This is a genomic window from Pseudolabrys taiwanensis (assembly GCF_003367395.1).
Lineage (GTDB): Bacteria > Pseudomonadota > Alphaproteobacteria > Rhizobiales > Xanthobacteraceae > Pseudolabrys > Pseudolabrys taiwanensis.
This window is the reverse complement of the sequence record NZ_CP031417.1, coordinates 3,664,100-3,688,580: the sequence shown is the minus strand read 5'-3', so window position 1 is coordinate 3,688,580 and position 24,481 is coordinate 3,664,100. Positions and strand designations below refer to the sequence as shown.

At 65.1% G+C, this 24,481-nt stretch carries 21 protein-coding genes; 8 read left to right on the top strand and 13 right to left on the bottom strand.

Annotated features, from left to right (window positions below; genetic code table 11):
* Positions 1-76: 76 nt before the first annotated feature.
* On the top strand, positions 77-253 hold the full coding sequence (locus DW352_RS17490) for a DUF1328 domain-containing protein (RefSeq protein ID WP_115692540.1): 177 nt from the start codon (positions 77-79) through the stop codon (positions 251-253).
* A 164-nt stretch (positions 254-417) separates the two neighbouring features.
* Positions 418-930 (top strand): hypothetical protein, encoded by a 513-nt coding sequence (locus DW352_RS17485; RefSeq protein WP_162827023.1) that lies wholly within the window; start codon positions 418-420, stop codon positions 928-930.
* A 36-nt stretch (positions 931-966) separates the two neighbouring features.
* Here DW352_RS17485 and DW352_RS17480 read toward each other — a convergent pair whose 3' ends face one another.
* Complete coding sequence (locus DW352_RS17480; RefSeq protein ID WP_115692538.1) at positions 967-1,941, bottom strand: small ribosomal subunit Rsm22 family protein; 975 nt, start codon at positions 1,939-1,941, stop codon at positions 967-969.
* A 293-nt stretch (positions 1,942-2,234) separates the two neighbouring features.
* Here DW352_RS17480 and DW352_RS17475 point away from each other — a divergent pair, with 293 nt between their 5' ends.
* Positions 2,235-3,185: a BBP7 family outer membrane beta-barrel protein gene (locus DW352_RS17475; protein ID WP_162827022.1), complete on the top strand. Its 951-nt coding sequence runs from the start codon at positions 2,235-2,237 to the stop codon at positions 3,183-3,185.
* Between the two features lie 182 nt (positions 3,186-3,367).
* Here the strand turns inward: DW352_RS17475 and gyrB are convergent, their stop codons facing one another.
* Positions 3,368-5,803, bottom strand: coding sequence for a DNA topoisomerase (ATP-hydrolyzing) subunit B (gyrB, locus tag DW352_RS17470; RefSeq protein WP_115692537.1), 2,436 nt, complete (start codon positions 5,801-5,803; stop codon positions 3,368-3,370).
* A 275-nt stretch (positions 5,804-6,078) separates the two neighbouring features.
* Between gyrB and DW352_RS17465 the strand changes: the two genes are divergently transcribed.
* Complete coding sequence (locus DW352_RS17465; RefSeq protein WP_245434157.1) at positions 6,079-6,459, top strand: response regulator; 381 nt, start codon at positions 6,079-6,081, stop codon at positions 6,457-6,459.
* On the opposite strand, the gene DW352_RS17460 is transcribed toward DW352_RS17465, so the two are convergent.
* From DW352_RS17460 to kaiC, 3 genes are read right to left on the bottom strand one after another with little or no spacing between them, the layout of a single operon-like run.
* Positions 6,456-7,970, bottom strand: coding sequence for a sensor histidine kinase (locus tag DW352_RS17460; RefSeq protein WP_245434156.1), 1,515 nt, complete (start codon positions 7,968-7,970; stop codon positions 6,456-6,458). The genes DW352_RS17465 and DW352_RS17460 overlap by 4 nt on opposite strands.
* Before the next feature lie 17 nt (positions 7,971-7,987).
* Positions 7,988-8,275 (bottom strand): circadian clock KaiB family protein, encoded by a 288-nt coding sequence (locus DW352_RS17455; protein ID WP_115692535.1) that lies wholly within the window; start codon positions 8,273-8,275, stop codon positions 7,988-7,990.
* A gap of 2 nt (positions 8,276-8,277) precedes the next feature.
* Positions 8,278-10,005: a circadian clock protein KaiC gene (kaiC, locus tag DW352_RS17450; RefSeq protein ID WP_115692534.1), complete on the bottom strand. Its 1,728-nt coding sequence runs from the start codon at positions 10,003-10,005 to the stop codon at positions 8,278-8,280.
* Between the two features lie 187 nt (positions 10,006-10,192).
* Between kaiC and DW352_RS17445 the strand changes: the two genes are divergently transcribed.
* The gene (locus DW352_RS17445) at positions 10,193-11,974 is read left to right on the top strand and encodes a chloride channel protein (protein WP_115692533.1); all 1,782 of its coding nucleotides are present in this window, start codon (positions 10,193-10,195) and stop codon (positions 11,972-11,974) included.
* Here DW352_RS17445 and DW352_RS17440 read toward each other — a convergent pair.
* From DW352_RS17440 to DW352_RS17405, 8 genes are all read right to left on the bottom strand, one after another.
* The gene (locus tag DW352_RS17440) at positions 11,971-12,168 is read right to left on the bottom strand and encodes a hypothetical protein (RefSeq protein ID WP_162827021.1); all 198 of its coding nucleotides are present in this window, start codon (positions 12,166-12,168) and stop codon (positions 11,971-11,973) included. The two genes, DW352_RS17445 and DW352_RS17440, sit on opposite strands and share 4 nt — an antisense overlap.
* A 149-nt stretch (positions 12,169-12,317) precedes the next feature.
* Positions 12,318-13,469, bottom strand: coding sequence for a DNA replication/repair protein RecF (gene recF / locus DW352_RS17435; protein ID WP_115692531.1), 1,152 nt, complete (start codon positions 13,467-13,469; stop codon positions 12,318-12,320).
* 147 nt (positions 13,470-13,616) lie between these two features.
* Positions 13,617-13,988, bottom strand: coding sequence for an endonuclease domain-containing protein (locus DW352_RS17430; RefSeq protein ID WP_115694463.1), 372 nt, complete (start codon positions 13,986-13,988; stop codon positions 13,617-13,619).
* Positions 13,989-14,066: 78 nt separating this feature from the next.
* The gene (dnaN, locus tag DW352_RS17425; RefSeq protein ID WP_115692530.1) at positions 14,067-15,185 is read right to left on the bottom strand and encodes a DNA polymerase III subunit beta; all 1,119 of its coding nucleotides are present in this window, start codon (positions 15,183-15,185) and stop codon (positions 14,067-14,069) included.
* 310 nt (positions 15,186-15,495) lie between these two features.
* The gene (gene dnaA, locus DW352_RS17420; protein ID WP_115692529.1) at positions 15,496-16,938 is read right to left on the bottom strand and encodes a chromosomal replication initiator protein DnaA; all 1,443 of its coding nucleotides are present in this window, start codon (positions 16,936-16,938) and stop codon (positions 15,496-15,498) included.
* 1,185 nt (positions 16,939-18,123) lie between these two features.
* Positions 18,124-18,390, bottom strand: a complete 267-nt coding sequence (gene rpsT, locus DW352_RS17415; RefSeq protein ID WP_115692528.1) for a 30S ribosomal protein S20 — start codon at positions 18,388-18,390, stop codon at positions 18,124-18,126.
* Positions 18,391-18,547: 157 nt separating this feature from the next.
* Entirely contained in the window at positions 18,548-19,444 is an 897-nt protein-coding gene (locus tag DW352_RS17410) for a dihydrodipicolinate synthase family protein (RefSeq protein ID WP_115692527.1), read from the bottom strand.
* 147 nt (positions 19,445-19,591) lie between these two features.
* A complete protein-coding gene (locus DW352_RS17405; RefSeq protein ID WP_115692526.1) occupies positions 19,592-21,865 on the bottom strand; it encodes an NADP-dependent malic enzyme in 2,274 nt (757 codons plus the stop codon).
* Between the two features lie 260 nt (positions 21,866-22,125).
* Here DW352_RS17405 and DW352_RS17400 point away from each other — a divergent pair, with 260 nt between their 5' ends.
* The 3 genes from DW352_RS17400 to DW352_RS27175 all read left to right on the top strand — a co-directional run bounded on the left by DW352_RS17400 (position 22,126) and on the right by DW352_RS27175 (position 24,448).
* Entirely contained in the window at positions 22,126-22,446 is a 321-nt protein-coding gene (locus tag DW352_RS17400; RefSeq protein ID WP_162827020.1) for a hypothetical protein, read from the top strand.
* Positions 22,447-22,580: 134 nt separating this feature from the next.
* Entirely contained in the window at positions 22,581-23,249 is a 669-nt protein-coding gene (gene msrA, locus DW352_RS17395) for a peptide-methionine (S)-S-oxide reductase MsrA (protein WP_115692524.1), read from the top strand.
* Positions 23,250-23,476: 227 nt separating this feature from the next.
* The gene (locus DW352_RS27175; protein ID WP_210209849.1) at positions 23,477-24,448 is read left to right on the top strand and encodes a polysaccharide biosynthesis/export family protein; all 972 of its coding nucleotides are present in this window, start codon (positions 23,477-23,479) and stop codon (positions 24,446-24,448) included.
* Positions 24,449-24,481: the final 33 nt, after the last annotated feature.

The following is a 24,481-nucleotide window of genomic DNA, read 5'->3' as shown; positions in this document are numbered from 1 at the left end:
AAAAGCTTGCGCCAGATCATGGAACTCGGGACGCATTTCGCGCTTAAACCCCGCGACCAAGCGTGAGGAGCCGACAATGCTGAAATGGGCCTTTGTCTTTCTGATCATCGCCATCATTGCCGGCATCTTCGGCTTCACCGACGTTCAGGCCGCCTCGGCGACCATCGCGCAATGGCTGTTCGGAATCTTCCTGGTGCTGTTCCTCGGGGCGGTCATTCTCGCCTTCGTCATCGGCAAGAGTCTCACGTCTTAACGCCGGAGCCCGCGCGTTTACCGCTTCCCTAGTAACTTCATACCAAAAACCCGCAAAAACACACGGTTTTGGCGTTGCCGATACCACTTCGTGCGCCTGGATTATGGTTAATATTAACCATAATCGTTCGGGGAATTTTGTCCTGCGTGGTCAGGGAGTGTGTCATGCGTGCAGCGTTGGCAATCCTGTGTACGTGCGTGCTATTTGCCCTCGGCGTTTTCGTCGCGCCCGCCGAAGCCGGCGACTATCGTTACGGCGATGGCTATCGCTACGGCGACGGCTACTATCCCCGTTATCGCGGCAACGTCTGCTACAGCAGCAACTGCTGCTACAAGAAGATCGTCCGCCACGTGCGCGACGTGCGCTACGTGCGCGTCGAGCCCTGGCGCCGTTACGGCTACTACGGGCGGCCTTGGCGCGATGGCTATTACGGTGGCTATCGGCCGTGGCGCGAAGGCTATTATGGCGGCGGTTATCGGCGGCCGGTCGGCTACACCGACGTCTATGTCGGTCCGGCGCGCCGCTACGAAGGCTACCCGCCGGGCTACTTCAATCGCGGCTATAATGGTTACGACGGCTACGACGCGTACAACGCAGCCACCTGCATTCAACGTCGCGTCCCCGTGCTCGATGGCAGGGGTGGTTGGGTCTGGGGCTTCAAGCAAGTCTGCAACTGACCGCCGCAAGGAGGCTCGCCCGACTCTGGCATGCGCTCATGTGATGAGCGCATCGCCCCAGTCGAGACGTTTCGCGGCCTTGTAGGCATCCTTGTCGCCGCGGCCGATCGCGATGTCCGCGGCCGCTTCCGGTGCGCAAAGCGTCAGCGTTATGGCGGCTTTGCCGACGCGTGGGGTCGCCAGAATGCGCCGGCCACGCACGAGATCGCCGAAGCCTTTGCCGGCGACGAGATAGCTGAACTTCTCATCCTCGAACGGCACGTTGGCGCCCTTCGTCGACAGATGGTCGCGCGAGCGTGGCAGCCGCGCGCTGAAATGGCACCAGCGATCGCCGGTCGCCAGCGGGCAGACGCCTTCATGTGAGCAGGGCGCGACAATCGCCGCACCCTGCGCGAGCAGCAGATTGCGATAGGCGAGGATTCGCTTGAAGCCGTCCGGCGTGCCTGGCTCGACGATGACGAGCAGCTTGTCGGTCAGCCGCCACAGCGCGGCGGCGGCTCGCATGGCGGCGTCGAGGGCGAGTTCGGTGAGCACGTAGCTCGCCATCACGACCTCCGCCGTCTGTGTCTCATTGAGCGCGTCGGCGATGCTGCCGCGCCGGACCGACATGTCCGCTTGCGGCGCGCCGGGCGCCTGCCGGAATTCGTCGGCGAGGTCGAGCAGGCGCGGATTGCTGTCGACGAGCGTCATGCGCGCGAGCGACGGCCAGGTATCGGCGGCGGCCCAGCTCGCCGTGCCGGGCCCGGCGCCGACATCCAGAAGCGAGTGCGGCGCAAAGCCGGGGATGACATCGACGGCCTGCGCCAATGCTGCGCGCACGGCCGCGTAGGTCGCCGGCATGCGCACCAGGGCATAAGCCAGTGAGTCGTCCTCGGTGCGGATGACGCTGCTGTTGCCGCCGCTGCGGTAGGCATCGGAAATCGCCTGCGCCCGGCCGCGCAATGCCGCGCGGGACACGTTCTCGAGCTTGTTGCCGAGGGCGGCGCCGAGGAAGGCGGGCAGGGCGGTCATCGGGCGGCGGCTCGTTCTGTTTGATGTTCTTGTGCGGGAACCCGCGACATGCCGGACATTCGCACCTCCACCCGGTATCTCGCGCCGCTATCGTCCGCCAATCCCGGCGCCACGCCGCTCGCAACATTCTCGATGAAGGCTTCGCTTGGGGAGACGCCTTGAGAACGTGCCCCGGATTGCTTTGTCACGGTCGTGGTCTTGTTGCCACCTGTTTCCTCTCTCTGCTGCCGCTGACGGCAATAGCCGAACCTTTGCAAAGCGCGCCGCGCTGGACCCTCTCGCTCGAGGCCATCGTGTTGCAACGCTCGGGCGGCACAAGTCGCACGCTCGTCGAGCGCGTGCCGGGGACGGTGCCGTTTCTCACGACCTTCACGACCCCCGGGACCGAGGCGTTCAACAGCAGCCAGTTTGAACAGGGCTTCGCCGCCGGACCGAAGCTGCGCCTGATGTACCGCGATCCCGCGGGCTACGGCGTCGAGGTCGCGTATTTCAACGTGTTCACGCGGACAGCCACCACGACCATCGGTCCCGACACGCCGGCCGACTGGCTGGTGATGCGGGCGCCCGGCCTGTTCTGGCAGACGCAGGATTTCCCCTACCAGGGCATGACGTGGAGCAATGCCACGAACCTCTACAGCGCCGAACTCAACGGCCGCTGGGATCTCTCCAGCCGCGTCACGGTGCTGGCCGGCATCCGCTGGCTGCAGTTGAACGACAAACTCGTCGGTACCTTGAGCCCGCCGGACCTCACCGCGCCGTCATGGAAGCAGGCGTGCAAGTTCTGCAACATCTTCCAGATATTCCCGGGCGGGACCGCCGGAGACTATCCGGACTTCTGGACCACCAGCACGACGAACAATCTCTATGGCCTTCAGCTCGGCGTGGACGCCACGCTCCTGGCGATCGATCGCTTCTCGCTGCAGGGACAGATCAAGGCCGGGCTCTTCGACAATGTCGCCTCGCAGCTGACCGGAATCAGCCTGCAGAAAGTGGTCTATCCGGCGTCGGCCACGACGAACCGCCTCGCCTTCGCCGGCGAAGCCGGCGTGCAACTGAAATATCGTATCGGCGACGAGGTGGCGCTGAAGGTCGGTTACGAGGCGTTATGGCTTGCCGGCGTCGCGCTGGCGCCGGCCCAGATCGACAAGACCTATACGTCGGCGACGGTCAGCGCCTTGGGCGTCGACGCCGGCGCGAACGTGCTGTTTCAGGGAGTCACGTTCGGCCTGGAATACGCGTTCTAGCCCATTTGCGATTGGGTCGAACCAACCTCCGCTCATTCCCGCGAAAGCGGGAATCCAGTGCCGATGCTGATGCAATTCGTATTTGTGTATCGTGGGCCCCTGGGTCCCCGCTTTCGCGGGGACGAGCGGAGCGCAGGGTGGCCGCCACCCAAATGAAGCGCGTTCTAGTCCGGCAGCGCCCCTTACACGTCGACGCTGGCTTCGAGCGCGTTGTTCTGGATGAAGACGCGGCGCGGTTCGACCTCGTCGCCCATCAGTTCGGCGAACAGGTTCTCGGCCTCGTCGATTTCCTTCACGCGCACCTGCAGCAGCGAGCGGGCATTGGTGTCGAGCGTGGTCTCCCAGAGCTGCTCCGGGTTCATCTCGCCGAGACCTTTGTAGCGCTGCATCGAGATGCCCTTGCGGCCGACGGCGGTGGCCGCCTCGAACAGGCCGACCGGCCCGAAGATCGGCGTCGTCTCGTCCTTGCGGCGGAACATGGCCGGCGGCGTCGGGCGCGGGAAGATCGCCTGCAGCTCGGGCGCATACTCGTCGAGCTTGCGCGCCTCGGCCGAGCCGAGCAGCGCCAGGTCGATGATGGCGACGTCCTTGACGCCCCGCACCGTGCGCTCGAAGTGGAAGCCTTCGTCGTTGAAGGTGCCGACCCAGCCGCGCTCGGTTTCGTCTTCCAGCGCGTCGAGGCGCTTGGCGATATAGGCGGCGGCCTGCGCCGCGGTTTCCGTGTTGTCGGCGATGCCGGGCGACAGCACGCCGGCGATCGCCGCCTGCTCGATCACCTTGCGGTTATAGCGGCTGTGCAGCCCGCCCAGGATGTTGCGGATGGCGCGCGCGTCCTCGACCAGCTTGCGCAGGTCTTCGCCGGCGCGCTCCTCGCCATTGGCGAGACGCAGCACCGCGTCCTCGAGGCCGCTGGCGATCAGATAGTCTTCGAGCGCGCGCTCGTCCTTGAGATACTGCTCGGACTTGCCGCGCGAAACCTTATAGAGCGGCGGCTGCGCGATGTAGATGTGGCCGCGCTTGATCAGCTCTTCCATCTGCCGGAAGAAGAACGTCAGCAGGAGCGTGCGGATGTGGGAGCCGTCCACGTCCGCGTCCGTCATGATGATGATCTTGTGGTAGCGCAGCTTGTCCGGGTTGAACTCGTCGCGGCCGATGCCGGTGCCGAGCGCCGTGATCAGCGTGCCGATTTCCTGGCTCGACAGCATCTTGTCGAAGCGCGCGCGCTCGACGTTGAGGATCTTGCCGCGCAGCGGCAGCACGGCCTGGAATTCGCGGTTGCGGCCCTGCTTGGCGGAGCCGCCGGCCGAGTCGCCCTCGACGATGAACAGTTCGGATTTCGCCGGATCGCGCTCCTGGCAGTCGGCGAGCTTGCCCGGCAGCGACGACACGTCGAGCGCGCCTTTGCGCCGGGTGAGTTCGCGCGCCTTGCGCGCGGCTTCGCGCGCGGCGGCGGCTTCCACCACCTTGCCGACGATGACCTTGGCTTCGGACGGGTGGGTCTCGAACCAGTCCGACAGCGCCTGGTTGACGACGTTCTCGACCACCGGCCGCACTTCCGAGGACACGAGCTTGTCCTTGGTCTGCGACGAGAATTTCGGATCGGGCACCTTCACCGACAGCACGGCAGTAAGGCCCTCGCGGCAGTCGTCGCCGGTGAGCGCCACCTTCTCCTTCTTCGAGGAGCCGGCGCCCTCGGCATATTGCGTGATCTGACGCGTCAGCGCGCCGCGGAAGCCGGCGAGATGCGTGCCGCCGTCGCGCTGCGGGATGTTGTTGGTGAAGCAGAGGACGCTCTCGTGATAGCCGTCGTTCCACCACAGCGCGCACTCGACGGTGATGCCGTCGCGCTCGTTTTTGAGCATGATCGGCGCCGAGATCAGCGGCGTCTTGCTGCGATCGAGGAATTTGACGAAGGCTTCGACGCCGCCTTCGTACATCATCTCTTCGCGCTTCTCGACCGCGTGACGCTTGTCGGACAGCACGATGCGCACGCCGGAATTCAGGAACGCGAGCTCGCGCAGACGATGCTCGAGCGTCGCGAAGTCGAATTCCGTCATGGTGAAGGTGTCAGGCGAGGGCAGGAAGCTCACTTCCGTGCCGCGCTTGCCGTTTGACGGGCCGACTTCCTTCAGCGGCGCGACCGTGACGCCGTCGCGGAATTCGATGAAGTGCTCCTTGCCGTCCCGCCAGATCGTCAGCTTCAGCCAGGTCGACAGCGCGTTCACGACGGACACGCCGACGCCGTGCAGGCCGCCGGACACCTTGTAGGAGTTCTGGTCGAATTTGCCGCCGGCGTGAAGCTGGGTCATCACCACTTCGGGTGTCGACACGCCTTCCGAATGCATGGCGGTTGGAATGCCGCGGCCGTTGTCGAACACCGAGCAGGAGCCATCGGCGTTCAGCGTAACGGACACTTCCGTCGCGTGGCCGGCCAGCGCCTCGTCGATGCCGTTGTCGACCGCCTCGTAGACCATATGGTGCAGGCCGGAGCCGTCGTCGGTATCGCCGATATACATGCCCGGACGCTTGCGCACGGCATCGAGGCCCTTGAGGACCTTGATCGAGTCTGCGCCATAGTCGTTCGGGTCGGACGGGATATTGCGGGCCGGTTCAGCCATCGACGGCACCTTGAAGGCGGACGGAAAAATGAGTCGGGACGACGTGTTTGTGTGACACGAAAACAGAGTCTCGTACAGGGTAAAGTGAGTGCTCCTAATATGTTGATCGGACGTCATTTTTTCAAGGTTTGGCGCGCGAAAAATCCGCCCGGATCGCGGCCCCTAAAAAGCCTCTTGAACCCATGGCGCCCGTTCGGCGTTTGCAATGAATGCAGGACTTGTCAGACGTGCGTCCCCCATGCCTATTGGCCGACATAAGAAGGAAAATCGGCCAAGTGGATCAGCCCCGCAAAACCAGCCTTCAGGGCCTCCGGATCCTGGTCGCCGAAGACGAAAGCCTGATCGCGTTCGATCTCGAGACGACGTTGGACCATTTCGGCTGCGAGGTCGTCGGCCCCGTGGGCCGCATCGAGGACGTGGTGCGCTTGGCGCGCGCGGGCAATCTCGACGGGGCGCTGCTCGACGTCAATTTGCGGGGTAGCCAGATTTTCAGCGTCCTGCCCGAACTTCTCGATCTCGGCCTGAAGGTGGTGCTGACCTCGGGCTATGACGACGCGACGTTGTACCCGGACGCCTATCGCGCCCTGCCGCGCCTGTCCAAGCCGTTTGACGAGCGGAGGCTACGCCAGGCCTGCGAGAAGCATTTCCTCGCCTAGCCGAGCGCGGCTGTGGAGGCGGGAGGGTCCTGCAGGGAGAACCGAGGGCCGGCGATCGGGAAGCTCAGCGTGCACACCAGGCCGCTCGGCTGGAAGTCGAGCCCGGCGGAACCTTCGAGGTCGTAGCTCATCACACGCTCGATCAGCTTGGTGCCGAAGCCGCGGCGCGTACCCCCGGCCACGCGCGGGCCCCCTTCTTCCTGCCAGACCATCTGCACCGTCGCCGGTGCCTCGCTCTTTTGCCAGGTCAGAAGGATGTGGCCCGACGACGACAAGGCGCCGTATTTGGCGGCGTTGGTCATCAGCTCGTGCAGCACCATCGACAGCGGCACGATGCTTTGCGAGGACATGACCAGCGGCGGCCCCTCGATGCTGACGCGCTCGCGGTAAGGCGACATGATCTCCTTCAGCAGCTGCGTCACCTCGACGCCGCCCCATCGCGTCTTTGTCAGCACATCGTGGGCCACCGACAGCGCTCGCAGGCGGCCGCCGAAGGTTTCCTTGAAGCCGTCGAGCGAGCCGGTATTCCGGACGGTCTGCGTCGCGATCGACTGCACGATGGCCAAAATGTTCTTCACGCGGTGATTGAGCTCGGCGACGAGCATCGTCTGCTGCTCTTCGGCTCGTTTGCGGGCCGAGATATCGGTCAGCGTGACGATGGAGCCGACCACCTGCTTGGCCTGATCGAGCAGGGGGCCGGCGCTCAAGAGAAAAGTGCGGGCGTTACTGTCATCGCTTTCACGGCCGCGCAGACGCACCTCCAGGCCGTGGAAAGGACGGGTCGCGAGCAGCGAATCCAGCATCGGGGCGGAATAGCGCTCGAGCGCGCCGGCCTGGGTGGGATCGGCCGTGACGAGCGGAAAGGCGTCCGAGAACTGCCGTCCGATCGGCGAGGTCTGCACCAACTGCTCGGCCGCCCAGCTCGCATGCGTGATGCGGCCGCTCGGATCGAGCACCAGGATGGCGTCGGTCGCCTGTTCGAGGATCGAGCGCGCGAAGCGCTCGGCAACCGCGATCTCGTCGGCGCGCCGCTGCACGGACAGGTCGCTGATCGTCACCAGCGCCGCCGGCCGGTCGCCGAGCGCGACCGGACCCGCCCACACCGAAACCGGCAAGGATGCCGCCGCGCCGCGCGCGAGATTGGCCTCGTAGCGCACGCCGCCGTCGGCCGGCTGCGTCCAGCTGTTGATGTCCTCCGGCACGGCGCCTGCGAACAGGGACGCGAACTGCTTGCCGATCAGCGCGCCGGCCTCTTCGCCGGTCATCTCCGACAGGCGCCGGTTGACGTAGAGGATCACGCCTTCGGTCGAGACCGTGAGCGCGCCGTCGGTCATGCGCTCGACGATAACGCGGTAGGGCTCGTCGGCGCCGCTCAGCGTCACGATCTGCGGGCCGTTGCGGCCCTGCACCACGACCGCATCGACCGCGCCCTGGTAAATGGCGCGGACCGTTTCTTCCGCGTCGGAGGCGGTGTGGAGCAGCGCGAGGCGATCGATGTCCGGTTTATCCAACGTCGTTCTCCGCACCGTCAGGTCGGGGCGATGTCGAGGCCGACCAGCACTTTCTCTGCGTTGGAGAGATCGCCGATGATGCGCTTGAGCGGCTCCGGCAGATGACGGATCAGCGTCGGAATCGCGACGATCTGATCGCGCTGCGCCAGCGCCGGGTCCTTCATCAGATCGATGATCGTGATGTTGTAGCGGCCGGGCAGATGCGTCTCACAGATCTTCTGGAGATTGGCGATGGCCGCGACCGACTTCGGCGTCTGGCCCGCCACATAGAGACGTAGATTGTACCCCTCGGTCGGAGCGACCATTGCTATCGGCCTTTTTCTTGGTTGTCTTGACGGGACGCGCTTCTGTTGAGCGCGAGTTGGGCCCGGTCCTTCGCCAGTCGCTGCTCGCGCGCGGTCGCTTCGCCCTCGAGCATGCCGGCCTCCTCTTCTTCACCCGCCAGCTGCGCCTGCAGAACCTCGATCTGCGCCGCGATCTGCCGCCGCCGGCGCTCGATCTCGCGGGCCCGCCTTGTCGCTTCCTGGTCGCGGTGCAGACGTTCGGCCGTTTCCTTTGCCTCCTGCTGTATGCGCGCCGAGCCGGTGAGAACGCCGGCCGGCCCCACATAGACATCGCGCAATTTGATGCCTTGGGAGGTGATGAGGAACTCGCGGACCTGGTTCGAATGCGCGATGCCGCGCGCCTTCAGCAGGTAGAGTTCGCGGTTATGCTCGCCATTGCTCTCGCGGTTATAGAGCAGCAGCCAAGCGTCCATCAGCGACGAAATGGCAATGTCGGTCGTCGCGTTCTCGGTCTTGCCGTGCGTCAGGTTCGTGAAGAACGCGGTGATGGCCCGCGCTTTCAGGAAATCGACGAGTCGCAGGATCATCGAATGGACGTCGCCGGTGACGCCGGCGCCGAGCAGCGCCGATATGGGGTCGACAACAACGCTAGAGGGATCGAACAGCTCGACGTCGCGATGCATGGACGCGAGATGCGTCTCGAGCCCAAAGAGGCTCGGCCGCTTCGCGGAAAATTTCAACAGGCCGTTGTCGACCCATCGCTGCAAGTCCAGGCCGATCGCGCGCATGTTGCGGATGATCTGCGTGGGCGACTCTTCCATCGCGAAGTAGATGCAGCGTTCGCCGCGGCGGCATGCGGCATCGGCAAAATGCGCCGAGGTTGTCGACTTGCCGCTGCCGGCCATGCCCGAGATCAGGATGCTGGAGCCGCGGTAGAAGCCCTTGCCCTCCAGCATGGCGTCGAGATCGGCAATACCGCTGGTGATCCGTTCGGTCGAAGCGTCGTGGGAGAGGCCGGTCGAGGTGATCGGCATCACCGTGATGCCTTCCTCGTCGATGATGAACGGGTATTCGTTCGTGCCGTGCGCCGAGCCGCGATATTTTACGATGCGCATGCGGCGGGTGGCGAGCTGGTCGACGACGCGGTTGTCGAGCAGGATGACGCAGTCCGAGACGTATTCCTCGAGACCGTGCCGGGTGAGCGTCCCGTCGCCGCGTTCACCGGTGATGATCGCCGTGACGCCTTTTTCCTTGAGCCATTCGAACAAGCGCCGCAGCTCGGCGCGCAGAATGGCCGGATTGTCGAGGCCGCCGAACAATGTCTCGATGGTGTCGATGACCACCCGCTTGGCGCCGATCGAGTCGATGGCGAAGCCGAGGCGGATGAACAGGCCCTCGAGGTCGTAGTCGCCGGATTCCTCGATCTCGTTGCGTTCGATGTGGACGTGATCGATGGCGAGCTTCTTCTCGGCGATCAGCCGCTCGACGTCGTAGCTGAGCGAGCCCACGTTCTTGATGAGATCGCCTGGCTGCTCCTCGAAAGCGATAAAGACCCCCGGCTCGTCGAACTGGACGGCGCCGTTGTACAGGAACGTCATCGAGAACAAGGTTTTGCCGCAGCCGGCCGAGCCGCACAGGAGCGTCGGCCGCCCCTTCGGCAGGCCGCCATAGGTGATCTCGTCGAGGCCCTGGATGCCCGTCGGAGCCTTTTCAATCGTCGGCAGTTGTTCGGATTTTACGTCGGCTTTCACGCAACCCCCCGCACACGCGTTCGGGTCCTGCGCCAAGCCGGACCTCGTTTACTACCCCACCAAAAGTTGAGAATGCGCAGCCCAGGATTCGGTTCCATCCGGCGCAAGAATTATCGGCAATTCGCTTGCGCGCGGTCGCGAGTTGGCCTCTAAGCAAGCAAATTCCGCGTCCCTGTCGTGCGTGTCGATGCGTTGGTTCAGCCCCAAGCTTGAGAAGCCACCGAGCCGGCCCTTCGAGGTCCCGCATCGGCTGCGCGCGATCGTCCGCGCCCGGGAATCCAGCATTATCCTGCTGGCGGTGGTGGCCGGCGTGACCGGCGGTCTCGTGATCGCCGCCATGAGCGAGCTGGTCGGGTTGATGCACACCCTGCTGTTTCGCATCGGCCCGGGGGAGCGCCTGTCGGCGCAATCGTCCATTAACCCCCTTTACGCGGTGCTGGTGCCCAGCATCGGCGGCCTGCTGTTCGGCATTGTCGCGGCCTACATCGCCCGCCGGCGCGGGACCGAGGTCGACCCCATCGAGGCGAACGCCCTGCACGGCGGGCGGATGTCGATCCGCGGCAGCCTGATCGTGGCCGCCCAGACCATCTGGTCGAGCGGCATCGGCGCCTCGGTCGGGCTCGAGGCCGGCTACACCCAGCTCGCCAGCGGCATCTCGTCCGGGCTCGGCCGCGCTTTCCGCCTGCGCCGGAGCGATATGCGCGTGCTGGTCGGCTGCGGCGCGGCGGCGGCCATCGCCGGGGCTTTCGGCGCGCCGCTCGGCGGTGCTTTCTATGCCTTCGAGCTGGTGATCGGCACCTATTCGATCGCCAGTTTGGCGCCGGTCGGGGTCGCCTCGCTGGTCGGCTTTCTCACGGCCCAGGCCTTCTCGCCCTTCCCCTTCGGCATCGAAAGTAAGGCCATCGCTGTGGTCGGCGTGCGCGATGTGCTGATCGCCGCCGGTGTCGGCTTGCTGGCGGCGATCATCGGCATCGCCATCATGCGCGGCGTCGCCGCCTGCGAGCGCCTGTATGTGCGGCTCAAAGTGCCGTCGCAGTATCGTCCGGCCATCGGCGGCACGCTCGTCGGTCTGATGGCGCTGGTCACGCCGCACATCATGGCCTCCGGCCACGGCGCCCTGCATCTGGCCGGCCTCATCAAGCTGCCGATCACGATGCTGGCCACCATCTTCGTGTTGAAGGCGCTGGCCTCGATCATCTCGCTCGGCTCCGGCTTTCGCGGCGGCTTGTTCTTCGCCTCGCTGCTCTTAGGGGCGCTCGGCGGGCAATTGTTCGCCAGCGGGCTGGCCCTGGTCCTGCCCAACGCGACGGTCGACCCGGACGTCTATGCCATCATCGGGCTCTGCGCGCTGTCGGTGTCGGTGATCGGCGGCCCGCTGACCATGACCTTCATCGCGCTGGAAGCGACGGGCGACCTCTGGCTGGCGACGGCGGTGCTCATTGCCGCCATCGTTTCCATGCAGGTGACGCGCGAGTTCTTCGGCTACTCGTTCGCGACGTGGCGCTTCCACTTGCGCGGCGAAACGATCCGCAGCGCCGCCGATGTCGGTTGGATCCGCGATCTGACCGTGGGCCAGATGATGCGCGCCGATGTGCGCACCAGCCCGGTCGAGACGCCGGTCTCCGCCTTCCGCGAAGCCTTTCCCATCGGCTCGACCAACCAGGTGATCGCCGTCGACGAAGACGGCCGTTACGCCGGCATGGTGCTGGTCGCGGAGGCGCACGCGCCCGAACTCGGCGCGACGGTGTCCCTGCGCGATATCCTGCACCACAAGGATCACGTGCTCTTGCCGCAAATGACCGCGCAGGAAGCGATCTCCGCGTTCGACCGCTTCGAAGCGGAAGCGCTGCCCGTGGTGGATTCGTCGGAGCGGCGGCAGGTGCTGGGCCTGCTCAGCGAGGCGCATGCGCTGCGGCGTTACTCCGATGCGTCGGAACGGCAGCGGCGCGAATTGCTCGGCGAGGTCTAGTCCGAGGTTCCCAGCTTGTGAACGCCGCGGGTGGCGTGCCGGATATGCAGGAATGTCGGCTCGTATTCGGGGATGGGCCGGGCAAACACGCTCAAGGCTGCGGTAAGTATTTCCACACGGTCCAGATCGTGCCGCATGCGGTCTATGGTGCGATGGAGTTCTTGTTTGATCTGCTCTGTCGTATCGTTTTCCACGGTCGCACCCCTTGATCCTATCGCGTTCGCACTCCTCGCTTTTGCTGGAGCTACGGCATCCCGCCGCATGTAAGATAGAAATCTCAGCGCGCGTTTATAGTTCCGGCGCCGCCGCTCTCAACATTTCTCGATGAATGGGAACAGCGGTACTAGTTGGCACCTGCCGGGGCCACTTCTCCCGGACGCACCACAAAGACCTGCGCGCGATCGGTGATGTCGCCGAAGGCTGCCGGGTCCGCGCCCGTCATCCATACTTGCGCGCCGAGCGCCGCCAACGCGTCGTAAAGCGCGGCGCGCCGCCCCGGATCGAGATGCGCCACCACTTCGTCGAGCAGCAAGAGCGGCGCGTAACCGGTCATGTCCTTGATCAGCGAGGCATGCGCGAGCACGAGACGGATCAGCAGCGCCTTTTGCTCGCCGGTCGAGGCGTTGCCGGCGGCAACGCCCTTGTTCACGTGCGTCACGATCAGGTCGGAGCGGTGCGGACCGTCGAGCGTGCGGCCGGCGGCGGCATCGCGCGCGCGGCCGTCTTTCAGCAGCGCGCGATAGCGGTCTTCGATCTCGCCGGCGCTGTAAGCCGGCAGCAACTGCTCCATCCAGCCATCGAGCCTGATCTCGGCGAAGGGAAAGGCCGGCGTCTGTTCATGCGCGACGGCGAGGGCGCCGGACAGGCGGTTGACCGTCTCGGCGCGCGCGGCGGCGACGGCGACGGCGACTTCCGCCGTCTCGTGCTCGACCGCGTCGAGCCAATGCGGATCGCTCTTGGGATCCTCCAGCAGCCGGTTGCGCGAGCGCAGCGCGCGCTCGAGCGCCGAAACGCGGCTGGCGTGCTGCGCGTCGACCGCCAGCACCAGGCGGTCGAGAAAGCGCCGCCGTTCGGAGGCGGGGCCGTTGAACAGGGGATCCATCGACGGCGTCAGCCAGACGACGCGCAGATGATCGGCGAAAGCGGTGGCCGACGAGACCGGCTCGCGATCGATGCGGCATTTGCGCGACGTCGAGCCGTCTTCGCCCGCCGGCGCATCGATGCCGGTGCCGAGCGTTGCAAGGCCGAGCATGCCTTCGATCTCGGCATTGATCGCCCAAGTGCCTCCGCCTTCCGAAAAAGCCAGCTCGTCCATGGTGGCGCGGCGCAGGCCGCGGCCGGGCGCGAGCATGGAGATAGCTTCGATCATATTGGTCTTGCCGGCGCCGTTCGCGCCGGTGAGCACCACGGGACCGGCGCGGTCGAGCCTCACCTGCGCGGCGTGATAGCTGCGGAAGTTGCTCAGCGTCAGGCGGCGGATGAAGGCAGCGGTCATTGGCTGTGCCGCGCCATAGGCCGCAGCCGACCCTCTCCCCTTGCGGGAGAGGGTGGCGCGCAGTCGAAGTCGGATTTATCCGACTTCGACCACTCTAAAGTGCCGAACTCGGCTATAGCCGAGTTCGGGCGCGCGCCGGGTGAGGGGTCAGTCCGTGCCATTCGTGAGACGCGCGAAAATGTCTTCCAAGACGGAATTGGGTGTCTGCAGAACTTCGTTATTCCAATAGCGAAGGACGCGAAATCCCTCGCGCGCAAAATGCCGATCCCGCTCTTGATCGCGTGGTGACGAGAAGTGCTGGCTGCCGTCAATTTCGATGATGATGCGGTGGTCGAAGCAAACGAAGTCGATGATGGAGCCATCCAGCGGTACTTGGCGACGGAACTTGAACCCTGCGAGTCTGCGGTCGCGCAGCAGCCGCCACATTCTGGCTTCGGCTTCGGTCGGAGCACGGCGCATCTGCCGCGCGAAGCTGCGGCTCTTCTTCGCCGTCGGACGATGGTGAAAGCCTGCTGGCACCGACCCCTCACCCGGCGCGCTATCGCGCGCCACCCTCTCCCGCAAGGGGAGAGGGTACCCGAGCAAGCGGCGACGGCGCTACACCCGCATCGGCATCAGCACGTAGAGCGCGCCCTTGGCGTCGCGGTCCTGGATCAGGGTCGGCGAGCCCGGATCGGCAAGCTTGAGCACGGCCACCTCGCCCTCGATCTGCGCGGCGATGTCGAGCAGGTAGCGCGAGTTGAAGCCGATATCGAGCGGCTCGGAATCGTAGTCGACCTCGAGCTCTTCGGTGGCGCTGCCTGAATCCGGATTGGTCACCGACAGCACCAGCCGTCCGCCGGTGATCGACAGCTTCACCGCGCGGCCGCGTTCGCTCGACACCGTCGAAACGCGGTCGACCGCCGCCTCGAAGTCCTTCTTGTCGACGACGAGGCTCTTGTCGTTGTTGACCGGGATGACGCGGCCGTAATCGGGGAAGGTGCCGTCGATCAGCTTCGAGGTGAGCACCACCGGGCCGATGGTGAAGCGGATCTTGCCGGCCGACAACTCGATGGCGATCTCGCCTTCGCCGCTGTCGATCAGGCGCTGCACTTCGCCCACGGTCTTGCGCGGGATGATGATGCCCGGCATGCCGGCCGCGCCCTCGGGCAGCGGCAATTCGCATTGCGCGAGGCGGTGGCCGTCGGTCGCCACCGCGCGCAAGGTCGCGGCATTGGCCGCGCCCGCCGCGTGCAGGTAGATGCCGTTGAGATAGTAGCGCGTCTCCTCGGTGGAGATCGCGAACTGGGTCTTGTCGATCAGCCGCTTGAGGTCGGCGGCCGGCAGTTTGAACGAATGCGTCATCTCGCCGGCGGCGAGATCGGGGAAGTCGCTCTCCGGCAGCGTCTGCAGCGTGAAGCGCGAACGTCCGGCGCGGATCGACAGCACGGCGCGGTCGCCGGACCCTTCGATGACGATCTGCGAGCCGTCCGGCAGCTTGCGCACGATGTCGTAGAACATATGCGCCGGCACGGTGGTCGAGCCGCCCGGCGTCACCTCGGCGGCGATGGTGTCGGTGACTTCGAGGTCGAGGTCGGTCGCCTTCAGGCTCAGGGCGCCCTTGTCGGCCTTGACCAGCACGTTGGCGAGAATTGGGATGGTGTTGCGCCGTTCGACCACGCGGTGGACGTGGCCCAGCGACTTCAACAGTTCAGCACGCTCGACAGTAACTTTCATGGAAGACCCGCTTAGGCGCCGGAATAAGCCCGGGAACGGGCGTGACACCAAGCCGGCCGCCCGCGGAATGCGGGCGCCGGGGGGCAAAGGTGGCAAGAGCGGGGCAAATGCGCAAGGGCGCGTTTTTGCTCCCCGCTCCTATCCCCAGGCGGTCCACAGGGCAGCGCCGCGGCTGTGGCCCCTGATCCGTCATCCTGAGGTGCGAGCGAAGCGAGCCTCGAAGGATGACGGGCACGGGCTGTCCCCCTTCGAGGGCCGCCTTGCGGCGGCCACCTCAGGGTGACGGTCAGACGTCGGTACGAGACCCCTTTTACTCCTGCAGCTGGCGCTTCAGGATCTCGATCTCCTCGGCGAGCGCGACGTCGTTGCCGACGAGGCCCTCGATCTTGCGCACCGCGTGCAGAACGGTGGTGTGGTCGCGGCCACCGAAGCGACGGCCGATCTCCGGCAGCGAGCGCAGGGTCAGCGTCTTGGCGAGATACATCGCCACCTGACGCGGGCGCACGACGTTGGCCGTACGGCGCGAGGACAACAGGTCGGAGCGGCTAACATTGTACTGCCGCGCGACGATGCGCTGGATGTCCTCGATCTTGACGCGCTTGGGTTCCTGCGGCCGGATCAGGTCGCGCACTTCGCGCTCGGCCATCTCCAGGGTCACCGGGTGACCGGTCAGCTTGTTGTGCGCCAGCAGGCGGTTGAGCGCGCCTTCGAGGTCGCGGCCGTTATGCGTGACGGTCTTGGCGATATACGACAGCACCGGCAGCGGCACGTCGAAGCTCGGATGATGCGCGCGGGCCGCGAGCACGCGGGCCTTGAGGATTTCCAGGCGAAGTTCTTCGCCGAGCGTGCCCATCTCGACCACGAGACCGCCGGCCAGACGCGAGCGCACGCGATCGTCGAGGCTTTCGAGATCGGACGGCGGCCGGTCGGAGGCGATGATGACCTGACGGCCGGCATCGATCAGCGCATTGAGCGTGTGGCAGAACTCGGCCTGCGTCGACTTGCCCTGCAGGAACTGCAAGTCGTCGATCACCAGCACGCCGATACCGCGAAGGGCTTCTTTGAACGCGAGTGCGGTCTGCGTGCGCAGCGCCGACACGAAGCCGTACATGAACTTCTCGGCGGTAAGATAGAGCACCTTGCGCTCGCCCGCCGCGTTGCCGGCCCAGGTGATGGCCTGCAGCAGATGCGTCTTGCCGAGGCCGACACCCGCATGGATGTAAAGCGGGTTGAACATCACGGGATCGTTGCGGCGCGCGATCGCCACCTGCTTGGCGGCGGCGTGCGCGAGCGTGTTCGAGCGGCCGACGACGAAGCTCTCGAAGGTGAGGCGCGGATCGAGCGGCGAGCCGCCCAGCGCATCGTGCATGCCCGGGTCGCCGACAGTCGACACCCGCCCATGACCGTTGCCGTTGATGCCGGCATAAGCGCCGCTGCCATTGCTGACGGCAGCCGGCATCGGCTCGGCTTTCTTCACCACAGGCGCGGCCGGCTTCAGCACGGCGGAGCGCACGATCAGTTCGATACGGCCGACTTCCGGCTGCTGCGCTTGCCAGCAGGCGAGCACGCGCTCGGCGTAGTGCGACTGGATCCAGCTCTTGAGGAAGCGGGTCGGAACCGAGAGGCGGACGCCGCCATCCTCGATGCCTTCCAGGTCCATGCGGGCAAACCAGCTCGAATAAACGTCGTCGCCGACTTCGGCGCGCAGACGTTCTTTGACTCGTGACCAGCTATCCTGATCCGCGTTCGACATTCTACCTGCTCTATCCGCTTCTATTGTTGAAATGAACTCGGGTGGCCCCGGCACAAGCGGCATACAGCCGCCGACACGCCGGATACGCGACGCAACTACTCACTCGATGATCTCTTTGGAGGCAACGGTACATGCAGCGGGCATCATGCCCGAGCTGACAGCGGCCGCGGTCGAGAGAGCCTTGCGTCTCAACCCGCGGGTGGGGAAACCGCTCCGCGGATGCCCCGGACACGCATCAGCGACAACGGCGTCAGGGAATCCACGTAGGAGGAGAATGACGGCACGACAGGACAACACGGACAAGCATCGAACACTTCGTGTCCAACGCGGTCGGACTTGGTCGCCGACACTGTCCCTGCATCTGTCATTGTCATCCCCCTCAAATGTTCTTCGGGCAATGGGGGCCCGGATCAGTTACGTGCTCAACTACACGGTAGTTGGATCAGTTCCTCAGTCTTCGCATCATCCATCAAGCTTACGTACGTCTGCTGCGCCGACCTCCCAGGGAACAAGTCCAACGCTCTGACGTCTGTTCGCGGCTTTTTGTTGTGCCATCGTGATCGCATTTGCGATCGGGCAAATAAAAGCCGTTCTCATGCGCCGATGAGCGTGCCGTTGACCTTTTGCTGTAACGCGCCGCGGAGAAGCCGGGGCGCCGAATGAAGATACACGAGCGAAGCATGTGAGCAACGGCTTTATGCGTCGGTGTTACGTGTATGTCGTAATTGCCGCGACGGTGTTGCTCTGCTGCGTCGCAAAGAGATTTCCAAACTGTTGATCGTTCGTGCGGAATCTGTGCGCGCGACGAGATTCTTGAATGTGTCGCCGGACTTAAAAAAATTTCATCGCGGGTGATGTCGTCGATGCTTGATAGGATGATTTTTCCGGTCCCGCGAATTCATGCTCGATAAGTCTTTAACTTGCCGACGAGATTCATGATCGTTTTACAATGTAGCCGTTCGCGAGAAAGCGTTGCGGCACAGGGCTTAGCGCGCGGATGAGCGAATATCCGTCAAGTAAAATCGGAGCGCTCAAAGTTTTCTGACGGCGGAATGACCGTTCTGCAACATAGAAAAAGGCTGCCGTCCGCCTCATGAAAAGCGGACGACAGCCTGAACTTTATTCTCTGAGCTGTAATAGAAAAGCCCCGCGACGGCGGGGCTCTCAGCGCAAGGCAGTCTTATGTTACTTGCCGAGCTTAGCCACCCGGTGCGCGAGGCGCGAGACCTTGCGGCTGGCATTGTTCTTATGAACGACACCGATTTGCGCGGCGCGCATGATCACCGGTTCGGCGGCCTGCAGCGCGGCGGCGGCGGTGTTCTTGTCGCCCGACGCGATCGCTTCCTCGACCTTGCGGACCGACGAACGCAGCACCGAACGGCGCGCCTTGTTCACTTCGGTACGGCGCGCGATGACGCGCGTGGCTTTGCGGGCGGACTTCGTATTGGCCATCTGATCTCTCGTTGGCGTCGGCGCTCTCGGCGGGAATTCCGCTGCAGCGGCCTAGATATATAAGAAAAGGTGCGGGGCCGGGCGTATCCCGGCCGCCAAGACGCAGGCTTATAAAGAGACCCCGCCCGGGCGTCAACGCCCGTCGGGGCCTCAATTTTCAGGCCACCCGGCGGGCCCGGACGGCGTCGTAGCCGGCCGCGACCGCGGTCCGGTCGGCCGCCGGCAGCGGCGCCAGCGGCGGTTTCATGCGGGCCAGGGCCGGATCGCCGTGGATATGCGCGAGCAGGGCCTTCACGCCGGAGACCAGCGGCTTGCCCTCGAACAGCCGGCGGATGGCGACCGCGGCGTCGAGCGCGGCGGCGTCGCCCGCGCCCCAGGCACGGGCGCACAGGTCGGGGTTGAGGTTCGCGGTGGCCGAGATGCAGCCGGCAAAGGTGCCGCCGCGCGCCTCCAGCAGGCAGGCCTCGGTGGACGGGAACACCGCGAAGTCCTTCGACAGCGCGGCGGCGGCGCGCGCGTAGTCCATGTCGCCGGAGGAGTCCTTCAGGCCCACGATACGGGAGGGGTGCAGTTCCAGCAGACGTTTGATCAGCGGGATGGTCCAGGGCAGGCCGGACATCGCCGGGTAGTGGTAGAGATAAAGCGGGATCGGCCTGTCCGCCGTCGCCGTCACGATGGCGTCGATGTACGCGACGAGGCCGTCATCGGGCACGCCCTTGTAATAGAAGGGCGGCAGGACCAGCGCGCCACCGAAGCCGAGCGCGGCGGCATGACGCGTCAGCGCGACGGCGTCGGCGGCGGCGGCGGCGCCGGTACCAACCATCAGCCGCGAAAGCGGCAGGCCGTTCGCCTTATAGGCGTCCATCACCGCCTGGCGTTCCGCCAGCGCAAACGATGTGGCTTCGCCGGTAGTGCCCAACACATTCAAGCCGTCGCACCCATTGTCGAGCAGGAAGCGCGCGAGCTTGATGACGCGCGTCAGATCGGGCGCGCCGGTGTCGTCGATCGGCGTGGCGATGGCGGCGATGACGCCGGAGAGCGTTTTATTGGACATGCGTTTCCTCTCGGCATGCGTGATGCCCGGTCTTGTGCCGGGCATCCGCGTTGCTCTTTTGCGTAACATAGAAAGGCGTGAATGGCCGGGACACAAGGGCATTTGCGCCCGTCTTCAACGGGCTATGCCCGGCCATGACGAACGCCGTTAGCCGCTCACATTGAACGCCGCGAGCGCCGCCAGATTGACGAGCTGCGTGTCCTTGGCGCCGAGCGGCACGATCTGCACCGGCCGGTCGAGGCCGACCAGCAGCGGGCCGATGACGGTGGCGCCGCCGAGTTCCTGCAGCATCTTGGTCGAGATCGACGCCGAGTGGAACGCCGGCATCACCAGCACGTTGGCCGGCCCCGACAGGCGGCAGAACGGATAGGCCGTCATCAGCTCGGGATTGAGCGCGACGTCGGCGGCCATGTCGCCGTCGTATTCGAAGTCGACACGGCGGTGATCGAGGATTTTCACCGCCTCGATGACGCGCTCCGAACGCTCGCCCTGCGGATGGCCGAAGGTGGAGAAGGCGAGCATGCCGACGCGCGGCTCATAACCGAGCCGGCGCGCGACGCCCGCGGCTTCGACCGCGATGTCGGCGAGATCCTCGGCGGCGGGCATTTCAGTGACGGCGGTGTCGGCCACCAGCACCGTGCGGCCGCGCGTGACCACCAGCGATACGCCGATGACGCGATGGCCCGGCTTGGGATCGATCACCCGGCGCACGTCCTCGAGCGCGACCGAGAAGTTGCGGGTGACGCCGGTCACCATGGCATCCGCATCGCCGAGCGCGACCATGCAGGCGGCGAAGTGATTGCGGTCCGTGTTCACCAGCCGCTGGCAGTCGCGGATGAGATAGCCGTGCCGCTGCAGCCGTTCGTAGAGGTAGTTGATGTACGCCGTGTTGCGCGTCGACAGCCGCGCGTTGATGATCTCGATGCCGTCGAGATCGATGCCGTTATCCGCCGCGGCTGCTTTGACGCGGTCCTCGCGGCCGACCAGCACCGGCGTGCCAAGGCCCTGGCCGACGAAGTTGGCGGCGGCGCGGATCACCTGCTCCTCTTCGCCCTCCGCGAACACCACGCGCTTGGGCTGACGGCGCACGCGGTTGTAGACCTGCGTCAGCGTCGATGCGATCGGGTCGCGGCGCGCCGAAAGCTGCTGGCGATAGATCTCCATGTCGACGATCGGCTTACGCGCGACGCCGGTATCCATCGCCGCCTGCGCCACCGCCGGCGGCACGTAAGAGATGAGGCGCGGATCGAACGGCACCGGAATGATGTAGTCCGGGCCGAACTTCGGCCGCGCGCCGTAAGCGGAAGCGACCTCGTCAGGGACGTCCTCGCGCGCGAGATCGGCGAGGGCGCGAGCGGCCGCGATCTTCATCTCCATGTTGATGGCGGACGCGCGCACGTCGAGCGCGCCGCGGAAGATGTAGGGGAAGCCGAGAACGTTGTTGATCTGGTTCGGATAGTCCGAACGGCCGGTCGCCATGATGGCGTCGTCGCGGATCGCGGCCACTTCTTCCGGCGTGATTTCGGCGTCCGGATTGGCCATGGCGAAAATGATCGGGTTCGGCGCCATCGACTTGATCATTTCCGGCGTGAAGGCGCCTTTGACCGACAGGCCGAAAGCAACGTCGACGCCCTCAAAGGCTTCCGCCAGCGTGCGCTTATCGGTCTTCACCGCATAAGCCGACTTCCACTGGTTCATGCCGTCGGTGCGGCCCTGATAGATGACGCCCTTGGTGTCGCACAGGATCAGGTTTTCCGGCTTGAAGCCGATGGCCTTGAGCAGTTCGAGGCAGGCGATGCCGGCAGCGCCGGCGCCGTTGCACACGAGCTTGGTGTCCTCGATGGTGCGGCCGGTGATGTCGAGCGCGTTCAGGAGGCCGGCGGCGGCGATGATGGCGGTGCCGTGCTGGTCGTCGTGGAAGACCGGGATGTCCATCAGCTCGCGCAGGCGCTGCTCGATGACGAAGCACTCCGGCGCCTTGATGTCTTCCAGATTGATGCCGCCCCAGCCTTTGCCCAGCAGCTTGACGCAGTTGATGATCTCGTCGGTGTCCTCGGAATTGACTTCGAGGTCGATGGAGTCGATGTCGGCGAAGCGCTTGAACAGCACCGCCTTACCTTCCATCACGGGCTTGGCCGCCAACGCCCCGCGATTGCCGAGGCCGAGGATGGCAGTGCCGTTGGTGATGACGGCGACGAAGTTGCCCTTGGTGGTGTAGTCGTAGGCGCGGCTTTCATCCTCCGCGATTGCCAGCACCGGTACCGCCACGCCCGGCGAGTAAGCCAGCGACAGGTCGCGTTGCGTTGCCATCGGCTTGGTGGCGATCACCTCCAGCTTGCCGGGACGGCCGGACGAGTGAAACTGCAGGGCTTCCTGGTCGGTAAAGGTCGGCCGTTTCAGGCCGGGGGGCTTGGCAGGCATTTCAACTCCTAGAGCGGGGGAAGGCTGAAGGCCGGGGACCGTAGCGCAATTTCTCGAAAGGTGGGAACCTATTCTCGGAAATAAAAATGCGCGATATTTTGTTGCAGGGCTAGGCGATTGACCGTTCTCAAGGGCAAAACGTAGCCGAACGGCTTCGGCTCACTCAAGGCAGGCCCCCTCTGCGTGTCTTGCAACCCGGCCGTCCGACCGTTAACTCGGTGCCGTTGACGGTGTTTCTGTACAAACGACGGCCGCAGGCGATGATCCGGTTTTTCTTCAGGTTTCTTGGTCTCTTGCTGCTGGCGGCGGCCTTCATCCTGGTGATCTATGACGGCACCAAGTCGATCGCCGCCAACAACCTCTATTTCACCAGCATGCGCAGCGCCTGGGAGCTGGTGAATGCCGGCAGCCTCGCCGCCGTGCGCCCGCTCATCAGCCCTTACGCCGGCGGCGTGCTGTGGGACCCCGGCATGGTCGTCTTCCTCGCCGCGCCAGCGTGGAGCGTGCTCGGCTTCCTCGGCGTCGTCTTCATGTTGCTCGGCCGCCGCAAGAAGCCGCTCATCGGCTACGCCAGGTCGTAACGACCAGTCCCCGAAGCTACTTGTCAGGACGCTGGTCGCCAGCGCCTCGCCCCGCATCTTCGTGATCGCCGCCCGCGTTTCGAAAACGCGGGCGCGCGCCTATATTTGCCGCAAAGCAATTGGGAGAACCAAAAATGTTCGGCTTCAAGAAAGTGACAATGCCGACTGCCGCCGATGCTCTTCCCGGCCGCTCCAGCGCCATCCCGACCGCCAAGGACCATTTCGTCAATCATCACCCGCTCAAGGGCCCCTATCCCGCGGGCCTGGAGACGGCGGTGTTCGGGCTCGGCTGCTTCTGGGGTGCGGAGCGTAAGTTCTGGGAGTTGGGCGACGGCATCTACGTGACCGCGGTCGGCTATGCCGGCGGCATCACGCCCAATCCGACCTATGAGGAGGTCTGCTCGGGCCGCACCGGCCACAACGAAGTGGTGCTGGTGGTCTACGATCCGAAGAAGATCTCGTACGACGCGTTGCTCAAGACGTTCTGGGAGAACCACGACCCGACCCAGGGCATGCGCCAGGGCAACGACATCGGCACGCAGTATCGCTCGGGCATCTACACCTTCACGCCGGAGCAGAAGAAGGCGGCCGAAGCCTCGAAGGCGATGTACGAGCCGGAGCTGAAGAAGAAGGGCTACGGCGCGATCACCACCGAGATCGTCGACGCGCCGCCGTTCTACTTCGCCGAGGACTATCACCAGCAGTACCTGGCGAAGAATCCGTTCGGCTACTGCGGCCTCGGCGGCACCGGCGTGTCCTGTCCGATCGGCACCGGCGCCAAGCTGGCCGGCGCGGCGGTTTAGCATGCTCTTCACCCTCCCCTGGAGGGGGAGGGGCGCCGCGACCGATAGCGACCGGCGGGGTGGGGCGATCTGCGAAGGCCATTCATCCCACGCTGGCCCGCAGTTCGCTTCACTCAATGCTCGCCGACCCTCCCCTTCCAGGGGAGGGTGAAGGTCGGTCAGACTTTCTTAACCATAATGAGGCGTTAATGGGCCTTAAGTCCTTTTGACCGGCCCGGATTCGCTTCATGCGAACTGCCAAACTGTTGTTGCCGATACTGTTCGCGCTTGCCGCCGCTGGATGCGCGCGCCAGCAGCAGACGTATTACATCATCGATCCGCAGACCGGGCAGCCGGTGCCGGTGGTGGCGCAACAGGCGCAGCCTTACGGGCCGCAGGGCCAATACGCGCAGCAAAGCTACGAGCAGCAGCCGGCTTACGAAGCCGCCGCGCCGCAGCCGCAATACGCGCCACAGCCTTATCAGCAGCAATATGCGCAGGCGCCGGCGGCGCCGCCGAGCGGCAGCAGCGCGCGCGGGCTGTTCTCACGCTCTCCCGCTTACGCGCAGCAGAGCTATCAGACCTATCAGCAGCCGGCTTATGCGCCGCCGCCCGCCGCGCCGACGCGATCGGCCTCGGGCCGCGGTTTCTTCACATCGGGACGGCCGGTGTATCAGCAGCCGGCGCCGCAATATAGCGGCGGACCTTATGTCGCCGCGCCGCCGGCGGCCGCTTACGCTGCCGCGCCATCGACGTATCCAATGGCTTACACGCTCGATTCGGGCGACAAGCTGCGTGTCGTGGTGTTCGGCCAGGAAGGTATCACCAACAGCTACATCGTCGGCGTCGACGGCAACATCAACCTGCCGCTGATCGGCGGCGTCCAGGCGCGCGGCCACACCACGCAGCAGCTGTCGCAGACGATCACCGCGCGGCTCAAGCAGGGCTATGTGCGCGAGCCGCATGTGAGTGTCGAGGTCGAGACCTATCGGCCGTTCTTCATTCTCGGCGAAGTGACGACGCCCGGCCAGTATCCGTACGTGCCCAACATGTCGGCGGAGACGGCGATCGCTATCGCCGGCGGCTTCTCGCCGCGCGCCAGCAAGCGCACGGTCGAGCTCACGCGCAATGCGCCCGGCCAGCAGTTCAAAGGCGAGGTGCCGCTGAACTATCCGCTGCGGCCCGGCGACACGATCCTCGTCAAAGAACGCTGGTTCTGATCTTCCGAATTTCGGTCGTGCCGGGCGAACGCT

Excerpts from the sequence above, each read along its gene's own strand:
- DW352_RS17490 (WP_115692540.1), top strand. The coding sequence starts at position 77 with ATGCTGAAATGGGCCTTTGTCTTTCTGATCATCGCCATCATTGCCGGC.
- DW352_RS17485 (WP_162827023.1), top strand. The coding sequence starts at position 418 with ATGCGTGCAGCGTTGGCAATCCTGTGTACGTGCGTGCTATTTGCCCTC.
- DW352_RS17480 (WP_115692538.1), bottom strand. The coding sequence starts at position 1,941 with ATGACCGCCCTGCCCGCCTTCCTCGGCGCCGCCCTCGGCAACAAGCTC.
- gyrB (WP_115692537.1), bottom strand. The coding sequence starts at position 5,803 with ATGGCTGAACCGGCCCGCAATATCCCGTCCGACCCGAACGACTATGGC.
- DW352_RS17455 (WP_115692535.1), bottom strand. The coding sequence starts at position 8,275 with ATGGTCGCTCCGACCGAGGGGTACAATCTACGTCTCTATGTGGCGGGC.
- DW352_RS17445 (WP_115692533.1), top strand. The coding sequence starts at position 10,193 with ATGCGTTGGTTCAGCCCCAAGCTTGAGAAGCCACCGAGCCGGCCCTTC.
- recF (WP_115692531.1), bottom strand. The coding sequence starts at position 13,469 with ATGACCGCTGCCTTCATCCGCCGCCTGACGCTGAGCAACTTCCGCAGC.
- dnaN (WP_115692530.1), bottom strand. The coding sequence starts at position 15,185 with ATGAAAGTTACTGTCGAGCGTGCTGAACTGTTGAAGTCGCTGGGCCAC.
- dnaA (WP_115692529.1), bottom strand. The coding sequence starts at position 16,938 with ATGTCGAACGCGGATCAGGATAGCTGGTCACGAGTCAAAGAACGTCTG.
- rpsT (WP_115692528.1), bottom strand. The coding sequence starts at position 18,390 with ATGGCCAATACGAAGTCCGCCCGCAAAGCCACGCGCGTCATCGCGCGC.
- DW352_RS17410 (WP_115692527.1), bottom strand. The coding sequence starts at position 19,444 with ATGTCCAATAAAACGCTCTCCGGCGTCATCGCCGCCATCGCCACGCCG.
- DW352_RS17405 (WP_115692526.1), bottom strand. The coding sequence starts at position 21,865 with ATGCCTGCCAAGCCCCCCGGCCTGAAACGGCCGACCTTTACCGACCAG.
- DW352_RS17400 (WP_162827020.1), top strand. The coding sequence starts at position 22,126 with ATGATCCGGTTTTTCTTCAGGTTTCTTGGTCTCTTGCTGCTGGCGGCG.
- msrA (WP_115692524.1), top strand. The coding sequence starts at position 22,581 with ATGTTCGGCTTCAAGAAAGTGACAATGCCGACTGCCGCCGATGCTCTT.
- DW352_RS27175 (WP_210209849.1), top strand. The coding sequence starts at position 23,477 with ATGCGAACTGCCAAACTGTTGTTGCCGATACTGTTCGCGCTTGCCGCC.